Below are 13,244 nucleotides of genomic sequence, written 5' to 3' on the forward strand. Positions count from 1 at the left end.
AAATTCCCTGCTTGGGAGTATTATAATACACAGTTAGGTTTTTCATGTCAGTTAAATTCTAACACGAAAAAGGACTTTCGGTTCGCAAGAATCGAAAGTCCTTTCTCGTTTTCATGGGACCATTATTTCACAGCCCCTTTTTATTTTTTACCTTGAAACCCTATTAAATTACTATATATTACCTGCAATCCCGGGTGCTATGAAAAAGGAGAGAACATCATGACTGAAATCGATATCCATGCATTGAAACTGGCGCGGATCAAGGATCCGGAAATCGCGGAAGCCTGGAAGGACATTACTGTAAAGCGGGCCATGAACCCCTGCCCCATCGACTTTTCTGAATTCCACTCCAGCAATCCCCGTGCCCATACGGTCCAGAAAGAATATGAAGGCCAGGATCATTCCAATTTCAACCGGCGTCAGAAATACGCCGATGATGAAGAACCCCAGTTCACCACTCCTTTTGGTGACAAACCCGGCGACCTGCCGGTGGAACCGGGCCGCTATCGTCTGGTCTGGTCCAAACACTGTCCCTGGGCCAACCGGGTGGCTATCGCCATCGACCTGCTGGGCCTGGACAAGGTGATTTCCAAAGGTGTGGTTGATCCCCTGCGGCCCGCCGGTGTAGTGGGCGATTGGTTCTTTACCTTGGACCCTGATAATGTGGACCCGGTGCTGAAAATCCACTCTCTGGGCGAAGCCTACCGCAAGGGCAACCCCGACTATGATCAGCGCTCCACTGTACCCGCTATTGTGGATGTGAAGACCGGCGCTGTAGTGAACAATGACTACCACGACCTGACCACCGAAATCGCCGTGGCCTGGACGAAATATATCAGTTCCGATGCTCCGGATATTTATCCGGAAGACCAGCGGGACGACATCGATGCCCTGAATGACATCATTTATGCCGATGTGAACCTGGCTGTGAACCTGGCTGCTCTGGTCACCAGCCAGAAGGATTATGAATTCTACTACGACAAAGTGTTCAACCGTCTGGACTGGCTGGAAAAACGCCTGAGCACCCGCCGTTACCTGATGGGTGATACCATTACTGACCCGGATATCCGGCTGTTCGTCACTTTGTCCAGGTTCGATCTGGTATTTTATCAGAAATACTTCGTGAACAAGAAACGCCTGGTAGATTATCCCAACCTGTGGAATTACGCCAAAGATCTGTACAGCAATCCGGCCTTTGGCAAGAATACTGATTTCGATTCCATGCGGAAGCGTTTCTATTATGTAGATCATACGCCTTTTGCCGACTTCCCCCGGATCGTTCCCAAAGGACCGGATATGTCCATTTGGGAAGAACCCAATGACCGGGCTGAGAAGTTCAGCAAATAAGAGCAGGTGAAAGGATGGATGCAATCACAGGGACGCTGGTACAGCTGATCCGGAAGACGGATCTGGACCGGCGTCCAGATCTTTTACAGCAGAGCAAGATTGCCTTTCTGGATTACCTGGCATCAGCACTTCAGGCATCCCGGCATCCCCGGGTTGAGAAAGTGGCCCGCTGGGTGGGAAGCTTTCCCGGAGATACCCCCTTGTTGGGGCAGACCGTCACCAGCAACCCGATTCAGGCAGCGTTCTTCAACGGATTCCAGTCCCATTATCTGGATCTGGATGATGCCCAGTCCAGTATCGCCGGTCATTTCAGTACGGTACTGTTTTCCGTGCTGCTGGCGGAATATCGGCCGGAAACTTCTGTACAGGAGTTCCTGACGGCCTATACGGTGGGCGCTGAAATCGAAGGTCTTCTGGGCGGGTATCTGAACCCGAAGCACAAGCAGCAGGGATGGCATTCTACCGGTACCCTGGGTTCCATCGGCGGGGCGGCGGCGCTGGCGAAACTGTATGGGCTGGAGGAAGAAGCGATGGCCCGGCTGCTTTCTCTGGGAGCTACCCAGTCGGCAGGCCTGGGGCTGGAAGCCGGCAGTGATGCCAAACCCCTCCATTCCGGATTTGCCGCCCGCAATGCGGTATTTGCGTTCGAACTGCTGCAGCACACGGGAGTGACGGCCAGCCAGAGGCCCTTCAATAACCAGAACGGCTGGCAGAAAGTGTTTGGCAATCTGGAACTGGATTCGGAGAAAGTGAAACAGCAGTGGCTGCAGCCGGGCCAGTTGCTGGAGCCGGGTCTGTGGATGAAGCTCCATCCCTACTGCAGTGCGGCCATCGGCGGGGCGGCAGCCTGCAAAGAGCTGTACAAACAGGGATTGCGGCTGGACGGACTTCAGGAAGTGACGTTCCATTTCCCGCCGGGAGCCGATACAGCTCTCCATTATCCGGCTCCTGCTACCGGTAAGGAAGGAAAGTTTTCCATGGAGTATGTAGGCTGGCAGGTGCTGAGCCGGGGCGGGGAGGATGACGATTTGTTCGAACTGGCCCAGGTACCGGAGACATTCCAAAAGGCCCTGCCCAAATTCCATCGGAAGAATGACCTGCCGCCTGTGGAAAAGACGGTACGGCGCACGGTGGTGACGGCTACGGATCTGAACGGGAAAACGTACCGGGCAGAAGTGCCAGACCCATTGGGCAGCCCTCAGCATCCCTTCAGCGAACAGGATTTGAAAGAAAAACTGGTTCGGGCGAAGGGGGAGTGCTGGACAGAAAATCTGCTGAAAAAAATGGAATCCTGGCCGGAAGGACGGCTGGATGGTATCCGTGATCTGTTATAGAAAGAAAAGGGGAGAAAATATGAAGAACCGTTTGAAAAAAGTACTGGCGCTGGTCTCTGTGGGCATCCTGGCCCTGGGGCTGGCCGGCTGCGGCGGCAGTCAGTCTGCTGATAAGAAAGCGGCCAAGGACGGCGGCGATAAGAAAGCCATCGTGGTGGCCACCCGGGGTACGGCCAAGCCGTTCTCCTATACCGATGACAAAGGCAATCTGACCGGCTTCGATGTGGAAATCCTGAAGGAAATTGAGAAACGGGATCCCAGCCTGCACTTCGAATTCAAGCCCATGAGCCCGGACGCTGCATTTGTGGCTATGAAATCCAAACAGGTGGATCTGATTGCTAACCAGATGCGGCGGAATCCCACCCGGGAAAAGAAATACATCTACGCCAAAGAGAGCAACAACTACACGGCCCGGAAACTGGTGGTGAAAGAAGGACGCACGGACATCCAGTCCTTTGACGACCTGAGCGGCAAGAAGGTGGCCGTTACTTCCAACTCGGAATTCAACGATATGGTGAAGGAATTCAACAAGGATCACAATCCTGGCATCGAAGCAATCTATTCGGACAAGGGTGCGGCCGAAAACCTGAACCTGGTGGCTACCGGCCGGGCAGACGCTGCCGGTGAATACGAATATGTGGTGAATGTGGCCCGGAAAGAACAGGGACTACCGGTCCAGACCGTAGGGAAAGTTATGCAGTCCGTGCCCACCTTCTTCCTGTTGCGGAAAGATCCCAAGATGCAGGAAGTGGCCGATAAAATCGACAAAATCCTGAAACAGATGAAAGAGGACGGCACCCTGAAGAAGCTGTCCATCCAGTATCTGGGGAAAGACTACACGGTCCAGCCCCAGTAAGAGAAAGCGAGGTTTGAAGGAGCATGGGAAGTTATTTTAGCGTCCAGTATATGCTGGCATCGCTGCCGACCCTGGCCAGCTATCTGCCGGTGACGGTCTTCATCACCTTGATTTCCGGGGTGCTGGGAATCTTCCTGGGGATGCTTCTGGCTGTGGTGCGGGTACGGAAGATACCGGTGCTGAACCTGCTGACCCGGATTTTCATTTCGTTCATCCGCAGCACGCCTTTCCTGGTACAGCTGTTCGTGGTGTACTTTGGGGTACCGGAACTGCTGCAGAAACTGGGTGTGGATGTGGATGCCCTGCCTCCCATGCTGTTCATCCTGGTGATCTTCGTGCTGCACGTGGGAGCCTACGGGGCGGAAATCCTCCGGGCCAGCATCCAGTCGGTGGCACCGGGCGAAAAGGAAGCGGCGGCCAGCCTGGGCATGACCACCTGTCAGATTTACCGGCGGGTGATCCTGCCCCAGGCTTTTGTGCTGTCCATTCCGCCGCTGCTCAATGAAATCATCAGCACCCTGAAGAGTACAGCCCTGATCTTCAATGTGGGCATCGTGGATATGATGCGTCAGGCCGACCTGATGGGGGGAAACTCCCAGCGGTACCTGGAGCTGTATGTGGATGCGGCAATCCTGTATGGCGTACTGATCTTTGCCCTGACTGTGGCCGGCCACTTTACAGAGAAACATTTCAATGTGGAGGAACGGGCCCGGAAAATACAGATAAGGAGCGTGGCTGTCAATGAATGAACCCTTTATTGATACGGAATATTTCTGGGGTGCATTGCAGGCTGTGCTGCCTTATGTGAAGGTCACCCTGGGGCTGACGCTGGCCAGCGTGGTGCTGGGTGCCATCCTGGGAATGATCTGCTGTCTGGTGGAAGTACGGAAGATTCCCGTACTGAGCCAGCTGGCCAGACTGTATGTGCTGGTGTGCCGCAGCCTACCCAATATGGTGCTGCTGTATCTGGTGTACTATGGTGTTCCCGTTCTGCTCATGGCCCTTTCCCAGAAGGGGAGCATGCTCTTCCATGTGGAGAAAGTCACAGCCCTGCAGATTGCAGTGGTGGGACTGACCCTGCACACGGGGGCCTACCTGACAGAAATCTTCCGGGCGGCGGTGCAGTCCATTCCGGAAGGTCAGCTGGAGGCGGCGGAATCCATTGGCATGACCTGGCTGCAGGCATACCGGCGGGTGATCCTGCCCCAGGCAGCCGTGTTTTCACTGCCGCTGTTTGCCAACCAGTTCCTTTCCACCATGAAGAGCACAAGCATCGTGTTCGTCATCACGGTGATTGAACTGTTCGGGGCAGCCAAACTGTACTGCGAAGATAATTCCCAGTATTTTGAAGCGTATATTGCCGTGGCCTGCATTTACTGGGTCATGGGCGTGGTATTCGAATTTTTATTCGACCGGCTGGAACTGCGGCTGAGCCGGTATAAGAGGGGGAATGTGGCATGATCCGGGTGGAACATGTAGAAAAGAAATTCGGCAAACGGACGGTCCTGAGGGACGTGTCTATGACAGTGCCCACGGGCAGTGTAACAGTGATTCTGGGGCCTTCCGGAAGCGGCAAGACCACTTTCCTGCGGACCATCAATTTCCTGGGGCAGGCTGATCACGGGATCTTGCAGCTGGATGAGGAGCCGCCGGTAGATATGGCCCATGCTTCAAAGAAGGAAATCCTGAACGTGCGCCGCAACACTGCCATGGTGTTCCAGCTGTATAACCTGTTTTCCAATATGACGGTGTTGGAAAATGTCATGGAAGGCATGGTCACAGTCCAGAAAAAAAGCAAAAAGGAAGCACAGGAGCGGGCCCTGGCCTGCCTGAAGGAAGTGGATATGGATCAGTTCCAGGATTATTATCCCATTCAGCTTTCCGGCGGGCAGCAGCAGCGGGTAGGCATTGCCCGGGTTCTGGCCATAAACCCCAAGGTGATCCTGTTCGACGAACCTACCAGTGCCCTGGATCCGGAACTGGTGGGGGAAGTGTTGACGGTCATCAAGAAAATCGCCAAAGAGTGGAAGGTCACCATGATCATCGTGACCCACGAAATTGCCTTTGCACGGGAAATTGCCGATCAGGTGATTTTCATGGAAAACGGCCTGATCGTGGAAGAAGGCACGGCGGATGAGGTCCTTTCCCATCCAAAGGAACAGCGGACCCGCCAGTTCCTGAACCGGTTCCTCAACAACAGCTGCCTTGCCTGCCAGGTACTGGAACAGGAAGGAGGGGAAGGATTATGGCATACGCGCGTCAGTTGACAGTGGAGGATGCTCCGGAGTACTACGATGTACTCCATCGCAGCTACCAGACGGACCGGCAGTATCCCATTTCCTTTTCGGCCATGGATGCCACGCTGGAGGATGAGAGGAAGTGGCTGGCGGAACAGCCTACTTACGGCTGGTTCGAAAATGACAAGCTGATCAGCGCCATCTCTCTGCGCATGCCCTGGGGCAATCATCCGGGGCCCAGGGTGGCGCCCCATATCGGTCAGTTCATCACTGATCCGGATTATGCCCACCGGGGATACGCCAAAAAGATGCTCCACTGGGTGGAGGATGAGGTGCTGAGGAAACAGCTGAAGGCGCCTTTTGTAACCCTGGGCACAGCCAATACCCATCCCTGGCTGAAGGATATGTATCTGCATCTGGGTTTCCATATTATCGGAGAAAAGCAGCTGCCGGGGAAAAAACACAAAACCATTTTTCTGCAGAAAGATTTGTAAATTTCCAGTGGTTCACAAAGGGGTGTGGAAAGCATTTTTCACCCCCCTTTGTGCTATAATGGAATCATTATAAAATAGGGAGCGTGATCATCCATGGATCCACAACAGATCATCGAACAGGCGGTGGACGGCCGCTACAAGGACGAACTGATCGGCCTGAGCCAGAAAATCTGGGAACTGGCCGAAGTGGGATATGAGGAATTCAAATCGGCGGAAACCCTGTGCCAGGCCCTGGAGCAGCACGGGTTTGCCGTGACCCGGAATCTGGTCAATATTCCTACGGCTTTCAAAGGTGTCTGGGGGAAGGGGAGCCCGGTCATCGGCATCCTGGGCGAATATGATGCACTGCCCGGACTGAGCCAGGAAGCGGGCTGCCCGGTGAAGAAGCCGGAACACGAAGGCTGTCCGGGCCATGGCTGCGGTCACAACCTGCTGGGTACCGGGGCCCTGGCCGGGGCACTGGCTTTGAAGGAGTACCTGGAAGCCACCGGCAAGCCGGGGACCGTGGTGTATTTCGGTACTCCGGCAGAAGAGAATCTCAGCGGGAAGACTTTCATGGCCCGGGATGGAGCCTTTGACGGGGTGGATTTCTTCCTTTCCTGGCATCCGGCCGCGGAAAACCGGACAGCGACACCCCATCTGAATGCCAACGTCTGCCGTACTTATAAATTCAAGGGCATTACGTCCCATGCGGCGGCCGCTCCGGAACTGGGGCGCAGTGCCCTGGACTCCTGCGAGATCATGGGCGTGGGGGCCAACTATCTGCGGGAACATGTGATCATGGAAGCCCGGATCCAGTACGCTTATCTGGATGTGGGCGGCCGGGCACCCAATGTGGTGCAGGACCATGCAGCTGTACGCTATGTGGTGCGGGCTCCCTACTATCGCCAGGTCAAGGAAATCGTGAAGCGGCTGGATGATGTGGCCCGGGGCGCAGCCCTGATTTGCGGCACGCAGATGAGCGTGGAGCGGGAAAGCGGATATTCCGAATACATCAATAACAAGGTACTGGCTCAGGCGGCTACGGAGGCATTCCATGCTGTGGGGGTACCTAGGTGGGACGAGGCAGATTTCGCTCTGGCGAAGAAGTTCACCGAATCTTTCAGTGACAGCATGAAGGAGAAGGAAAAACAGCTGCTGGTGAACCGGTACGGGAAGGATCGTCTGGCTGAAAAAATGGAACAGCCTCTGGATACGGAAATCAAGGATTTCGATCCCGACCGGGAGGAACTGGATTTCGGTTCCACTGATGTGGGGGATGTAGGCTTCATTGCGCCCACGTATTATTTTACGGCGGCTACGGAAGCCTTTGGGACTCCGGGTCATTCCTGGTATAAGACCGGCCAGGTGAATTCGCCCATCGGCTGGAAGGGGATGCTTACCGCCGGCAAGGTCATCGCCCTGACGGCTGTAAAAGTGCTGGAAAATCCGTCCCTGCTGGAAGCTGCTAAAAAGGAATTCATGGAAAAGAACGATGGCAAGTACGATTGTCCGGTATCCGGTGTAGAATATTTGCCGAAACTGTAAAAAAATGGTGGGGCTGTGAAATAATCTGCACAGCTCCATTATTTTGTCAGCATCAGCTGGTTTCCATCGGCTAGTGACCAGTGACTGGTGACTAGTGGCTAGGGTGTGGAAAACATTTTTTCACACCCTCACTCTTTTCTCAATATCAATGGACGGAAAATGTGGCAATTCAGGGAATTCGACAGTTTGTTTGTGCTATAATGAGAAAAATCATTGGAGTTTCATGAAAATCACGGTTGGAGGTCATATCCATGAAAGAAAATACCCTGCGTTTCCTGCTTCCCCTGATGCTGGGGAGTCTTGCTGCCCCGCTGCCGGCCCTGGCCCGGGTAACGGCCAATGTGCCGGTGGACAGCCCTTATTATGATACAGTGGAGAAGTTGTCTGCCATGGGTTACCTGGAAAGTCTGCCTGGTGGAGCGCGGCCTTACAGCCGGCAGCAGCTGGCCGGGTGGGCACTGGAAACGGAGCAGCGGGCGGAGAAGAAACCGCTGCCCGCTTACCTGGCTGACGAACTCCGGGCCATGGAAATCTATGTGGCACCGGAAATGGAGCTGGCCAGAGGGCAAAAGGCTTCCGATCCGGTGCGGCTGCGGCAGGTCAGTGTGGGAGCTGGCTACCAGCACGGAGATACCTTTACTTATGCAGATCGTACCGTTGGCAGCAGCTGGGGGCCTTTCAGCAGCAATCGGAACGGTCATAAGGTGGGACGGAACGGCAATGTGGCAGCACAGGTGGAAGTCAGCGGCAGCCTGGGCAGTGAGACTGCGGTTTCCCTGCGGGGCCGGGCAGCCTGTGACAGGGACAACGAAGGGACTGCCAGCCTGGAGGAAGGATATCTGAAGACCCGTACCGGGGCATGGGCCTGGGAAGCAGGCCGGGAAGCCCTGACCTGGGGTCAGGGGGCAAGTGGACATCTGCTTCTGGGCAACAACATGAAACCTCTTACCACGGTACAGGCTCATTTGAACGAACCCATCCAGGCCGGAGGTTTCTTGAAGTTCCTGGGTCAGGTGGATTTCCATGCTTTCTACGGACGACTGGATGGAGAACGGGCAGAAGATGCCCTGGGAGCCGGCCGCCATGATTATGATCATCCGGGTCTTCTGGGCCTGCGGCTGGATGTGACACCGGCCCGCTGGTTCACCCTGGGCCTGTCCCGGATTTCTCTTCTGGGTGGGGATGGCAACGGCCTTTCCCATTCTGACTGGGGCCATTGGGTGAGCGGCCACAATGCGGATACCGATGACAAATGGGACGATATCGGAGGTTTCGACTTCCGACTGCGGCTGCCCGGGGTACAGTTTTTCGGTGAACTGTACGGAGAGGACCAGGCCCACGGCCTGCCCAGTGACTGGGGCTGGAGAGGCGGGATGGTATTGCCCCGGCTGACAAGGGACGGCGCCTGGGACCTGACCCTGGAAACGGCTTACACCAATAAGGACTGGTATCGCCATGGTACCTATCAGCAGGGCTGGACCTACAGTGGGGACATCCTGGGGGATGCCATGGGTACCGACAGCCATTCGTATTATGCCCGGGTGAACCATTATCTGCCCGGCGAGACCCGGCTGGGACTGTATTATCAGCGGATGGAAAAAGACCGGAGCCAGGCTGGCCCCCGGGTGGATGAAGTGGCCTTCACTGGCCGGAAAAAGCTACGGCAGGACCTGTATCTGGATGGGACCCTGGGCTATGCCCACATCCGGCAGGGCAGTGCAGATCACACCTGGTTTGCCGGCGCTCAGGTGGACTGGCAATTGTAAATTTTTAGTGGTGCATCCGGCTGGCCATTCCCAGCAGACGTTCCCGCAGTTCCCGGGAACGATGACGGGCCAGGGGCAGTACCTTGCCATTGCGCAGGGTCAGCTCCTGGCCCCATATGTTTTTCACCCAGTGCAGGTTTACCAGATAGCTGCGGTGTACCCGCTGGAACAGAAAACGTTCCAGCTGTTTTTCCAGAGTGCGGATGGATTCCCGGTAAATATAGCTTTCATGTTCCGTAGCCACCAGGATACGGGATCCTTCGGATTTAAAATACAGGATATCTTCCAGGGAGAGCCGGTGCAGACCCTGCCAGTTGCTGAACAGGAAGGAATGGTCCTGGTTGAGCCGTTCCTGCTCCATGAGTTCCTGGAGATCCTTCCAGAAATGATAGGGCTGGAAAGGTTCTTTGTAATACCGGTACAGGGGAATTTCATAGCCTTCCAGAGAGTAGCGGCCGGTAGTGGAAAGCAGCATGATGGGTACTCTGGGATCAAGGCGGCGGATCTGCCTGGCCAGCCAGATCAGATTGCGGGTTTCCCTGGCGGATCCCAGGATCACCAGGTTGTAGCGGAGACCCTGCCGGTAATCTTCCAGGAGTGATGGGTCCTGTCGATAGAGCTGGAGCTGGACAGGTTCTGCTGCTTGAGGTAACTGCTGGATGCTGGTGGTGAACTGGTCAAGTTGTGTTGGATCGTTGTCGCAAAGAGCAATGTGGAACATGGCATGGGCCTCCATCTGTTAAATTTTGAACACATTATTCAGTATATCACAACTACCCATAAAATGCAGAAAATTATTTTATTTTGTGCATTTCCAGTGGATAGTTTTAAAATTTCACAAGCATTTTTTCCAGGGATACGGTATAATGATCTGGTAATCGAAATCTGATAGAAAGGGGGCACACCATGTCCATTTGTCAGGAAGACCGGGTGATCTACCATTATTGTTCCGTCAGCGGGTTCATGAATATCCTGCAGAATCAGTGTCTCTGGCTGACAGAAGCTTCTTTTACCAATGATGCCTGGGAGAACCGGATGCTGGACCCGATTTTTGAAGAGGCACTGGAACAGCTGACTGAGGAAGGGGAAATCCTCCGCAGCCAGATGGAACAGGCACGGAATCTGTACTATCGGCATTCCGCCTGTTTTATCTATCTGGGCTGTTTTTCCGAAGAAGGGGACATCCTGCCCCAGTGGCGCAGTTATGCCGATGACGGCCGGGGCTTTGCCATCGGCTTCATCCCTCGGGAAATGGGCTTCGACTGTTCCAATGTCCATCTGAATGCGGATTTTCCCAACAAGTATTATCTGAAGAAGGTCATCTATATGACGGAAAGCCACGGGGGGCAGTTCCTGCCCCTGGCCCGGAACTGGATCCGCATGCGTCTTACCCGGGGAAAGCGCCTGAACGAGCGGGAAATCCGCCGGGCCATCGCTGATGATGCCAGGTTCTCGTCCCTGCGCTATTACTGCAAGGATGCCAGTTTTGCTTCGGAAAAAGAACTGCGGGCCCTGTGGCTGCCCGTGCTGCTGAAGGATGAGGAAGGCCATATGGCTGCCGGCAATCGGAAAGCCTATAAGCAGATCCGGTTCCGTCCGGAAGCCAGCCGACTGGTACCTTATACGGAGATGCCCTTTGCACGCAGCACCGTACGGGAAATCGTACTGGGGCCAAAGAACGAAATGAAAGAACATCTGGATACACTCCGGATGTTCCTGGCGGCCCAGGGTTATGATGACCGCACGATCACTCTCAAAGTTTCCAGATCATCTTATCGCTAAAGGAGAATCCTATGAACGAAGAACTGTTTGCTCAACCATCCATTGCCCAAAGAATCTATGACTCCCTGGATGAACAAGGGTATCTGCCCCGTGACTTTTCCATCCGGAACCTGGTCTATCCGCCCAAAATCGCCGGAATCGAATTTGCCGATGGTTTTTTCGAAGGCAACGTAACTGGTCCGGAAAAGGGAGAAGAACCGGCTCCGGAAGTCATCGCTGCCACTGAAACCCTGCTGCAGGGCCATATGAGTGAGGCAGTGCAGCAGCTGGAGGATTTCTTTACCTCTGACATGGAAAATCTGATGAACGATTATGCGCTGACCCTGCAGCAATGGGTGGATTCCCATCGGGAAGAAATCCATCCGGAAGACCTGATCTGGTATGCGGGCCATCTGCTTCAGGAAGCGGATAATACAGAAATCGTCAAATTTGCTCTGACGCTGCTGGAATTTGCAGATCTTCACGATGATGAGGAACTGGCACCGGTGATCCGTCTGCTGGCCCAGTGCAACGAATTCACTCTGTACTGTCTGCGGAATTTCCTGGTGTGGGAGACAGCACAGGAGGAAATCTTCCAGACCGCCCAGCTGGTCTATGGCTGGGGCCGGGTCTTTGCCCTGGAGGAACTGGAGCCCCGTACAGCCCAGGTCCGTCAGTGGATGCTGGAAGAAGGCTGGGAGAATGATGTGAATCCGGAATATACGGCCAAGCTGATCGCCGATGGTATCGATCTGGTGGAAGTGCTGGAACAGCCCAGTTTGAGTCCGAAAGCCTTCCGGGGGGCAGTGGGGCTGGTGGAAGCACTGCTGGAGGATGAACCGGTACCGGGGATTTCAGAGCTGCGCCAGCCAGTGCAGCTGCTGAGGGGAGTGCTGCACCATGCAGAAGAACAGAAGAAAGACTTCCATACCTATGAAGTGATCCTGAAGATCCTGCGATATGCCACCACAAAAATGGAAGGGAAGGAACAGGAAGAAATCAAACAGGCCTGCGGCAAGCTGTTGAATACCTTTGCCTGTGCCCAGGTCGTGAAGGCGGCCCTGAAAGAGGGGAACGGCTTCGAGCTGGCCCGTGCTCTGGAACTTCCTTATTCCGAGGAAGCCACGGCCCTGATCCTGGAAAATCCTGTGGAAAACCGGCGGCTGCTGGCCTATGCGCTTACCGGGGAAGCTCATCATGATGCCCATGTGATGGAACTGTACGAAGAACTGATTCCGGGCATGAAAAAGGTGTTCGATGAGAACCGGGACCATGAGCTGACCGTCAAGGAACTGTTCGAAGGCATCTACAGGGATTTGAATGCCATCCTGGATCAGTTGATCGGGTTCCCCGGCACGGGTGAGAAACTGTTCCTGCTGGCACTGGATTCCCCGGCTTTCAGCAATCGGCGGACGGCTCTTTTGACCCTGCAGCACTGGCAGAAACTGGGCTATACCCTGAGCCCGTCTCTGAAAGTAGCTGTGGAGCAACTGCTCCTCAAAGAGAAGCGGGAGGAAATCAGAAAAGAAGCAAAGAAACTGCTGGGGATTTGATCCCCAACAGTTTTTCTGAAAAAAGTCCAAAAAACTGTTGACATTTTTTGTTTGTACTGGTATTATATAGAAGCTGTCGCTGATGAGACAGCAAGACGAACTTTGAGAACTGAATATTGTTGACAGATGTGCGGGTCAAGTCACTTTAAGTGATGAGATCGAGTCACCTGGATGAGAACCAGGTTAAAAAATCAAAAGCTAGTATTTGAGAGCCAAGCGGCTCTTCAAGATAATCTATTTTGGAGAGTTTGATCCTGGCTCAGGACGAACGCTGGCGGCGTGCTTAACACATGCAAGTCGAACGGAGAATTTGCTTCGGTGAATTCTTAGTGGCGAACGGGTGAGTAACGCGTAGGCAACCTGCCCTCT

12 protein-coding genes and 1 rRNA gene are annotated in these 13,244 nt (G+C 54.4%); 12 read left to right on the forward strand and 1 reads right to left on the reverse strand.

Annotated features, from left to right (window positions below):
- Positions 1-219 precede the first annotated feature (219 nt).
- The 9 genes from ACR0QW_RS09445 to ACR0QW_RS09485 all read left to right on the forward strand — a co-directional run bounded on the left by ACR0QW_RS09445 (position 220) and on the right by ACR0QW_RS09485 (position 9,561).
- Complete coding sequence (locus tag ACR0QW_RS09445; RefSeq protein WP_432643423.1) at positions 220-1,347, forward strand: glutathione S-transferase C-terminal domain-containing protein; 1,128 nt, start codon at positions 220-222, stop codon at positions 1,345-1,347.
- A gap of 14 nt (positions 1,348-1,361) precedes the next feature.
- Positions 1,362-2,681 (forward strand): MmgE/PrpD family protein, encoded by a 1,320-nt coding sequence (locus ACR0QW_RS09450; RefSeq protein WP_432643424.1) that lies wholly within the window; start codon positions 1,362-1,364, stop codon positions 2,679-2,681.
- A 19-nt stretch (positions 2,682-2,700) separates the two neighbouring features.
- Positions 2,701-3,537, forward strand: coding sequence for a transporter substrate-binding domain-containing protein (locus ACR0QW_RS09455; RefSeq protein ID WP_432643425.1), 837 nt, complete (start codon positions 2,701-2,703; stop codon positions 3,535-3,537).
- Between the two features lie 23 nt (positions 3,538-3,560).
- Positions 3,561-4,286, forward strand: a complete 726-nt coding sequence (locus ACR0QW_RS09460) for an amino acid ABC transporter permease (RefSeq protein WP_432643426.1) — start codon at positions 3,561-3,563, stop codon at positions 4,284-4,286.
- Positions 4,279-4,998 (forward strand): amino acid ABC transporter permease, encoded by a 720-nt coding sequence (locus ACR0QW_RS09465; protein ID WP_432643427.1) that lies wholly within the window; start codon positions 4,279-4,281, stop codon positions 4,996-4,998. The genes ACR0QW_RS09460 and ACR0QW_RS09465 overlap by 8 nt, the downstream gene beginning before the upstream one ends.
- Positions 4,995-5,804 (forward strand): amino acid ABC transporter ATP-binding protein, encoded by an 810-nt coding sequence (locus ACR0QW_RS09470; RefSeq protein WP_432643428.1) that lies wholly within the window; start codon positions 4,995-4,997, stop codon positions 5,802-5,804. Before ACR0QW_RS09465 ends, ACR0QW_RS09470 begins: the two co-directional genes overlap by 4 nt.
- Positions 5,783-6,268 (forward strand): GNAT family N-acetyltransferase, encoded by a 486-nt coding sequence (locus tag ACR0QW_RS09475; protein WP_432643429.1) that lies wholly within the window; start codon positions 5,783-5,785, stop codon positions 6,266-6,268. Before ACR0QW_RS09470 ends, ACR0QW_RS09475 begins: the two co-directional genes overlap by 22 nt.
- 93 nt (positions 6,269-6,361) lie before the next feature.
- A complete protein-coding gene (locus tag ACR0QW_RS09480; RefSeq protein ID WP_432643430.1) occupies positions 6,362-7,795 on the forward strand; it encodes an amidohydrolase in 1,434 nt (477 codons plus the stop codon).
- Positions 7,796-8,046: 251 nt separating this feature from the next.
- Complete coding sequence (locus ACR0QW_RS09485) at positions 8,047-9,561, forward strand: capsule assembly Wzi family protein (RefSeq protein ID WP_432643431.1); 1,515 nt, start codon at positions 8,047-8,049, stop codon at positions 9,559-9,561.
- Positions 9,562-9,565: 4 nt separating this feature from the next.
- Here the strand turns inward: ACR0QW_RS09485 and ACR0QW_RS09490 are convergent, their stop codons facing one another.
- A complete protein-coding gene (locus tag ACR0QW_RS09490) occupies positions 9,566-10,282 on the reverse strand; it encodes a LytR/AlgR family response regulator transcription factor (RefSeq protein WP_432643432.1) in 717 nt (238 codons plus the stop codon).
- 185 nt (positions 10,283-10,467) lie between these two features.
- Here ACR0QW_RS09490 and ACR0QW_RS09495 point away from each other — a divergent pair, with 185 nt between their 5' ends.
- The 3 genes from ACR0QW_RS09495 to ACR0QW_RS09505 form a co-directional block, all read left to right on the forward strand.
- Positions 10,468-11,343, forward strand: coding sequence for a DUF2971 domain-containing protein (locus tag ACR0QW_RS09495; RefSeq protein WP_432643433.1), 876 nt, complete (start codon positions 10,468-10,470; stop codon positions 11,341-11,343).
- Positions 11,344-11,354: 11 nt separating this feature from the next.
- On the forward strand, positions 11,355-12,875 hold the full coding sequence (locus tag ACR0QW_RS09500; RefSeq protein ID WP_432643434.1) for a hypothetical protein: 1,521 nt from the start codon (positions 11,355-11,357) through the stop codon (positions 12,873-12,875).
- Between the two features lie 236 nt (positions 12,876-13,111).
- A 16S ribosomal RNA gene (locus ACR0QW_RS09505) occupies positions 13,112-13,244 on the forward strand; the annotation flags it as partial.

Source organism: Acidaminococcus sp. (assembly GCF_050873445.1).
GTDB lineage: Bacteria > Bacillota > Negativicutes > Acidaminococcales > Acidaminococcaceae > Acidaminococcus.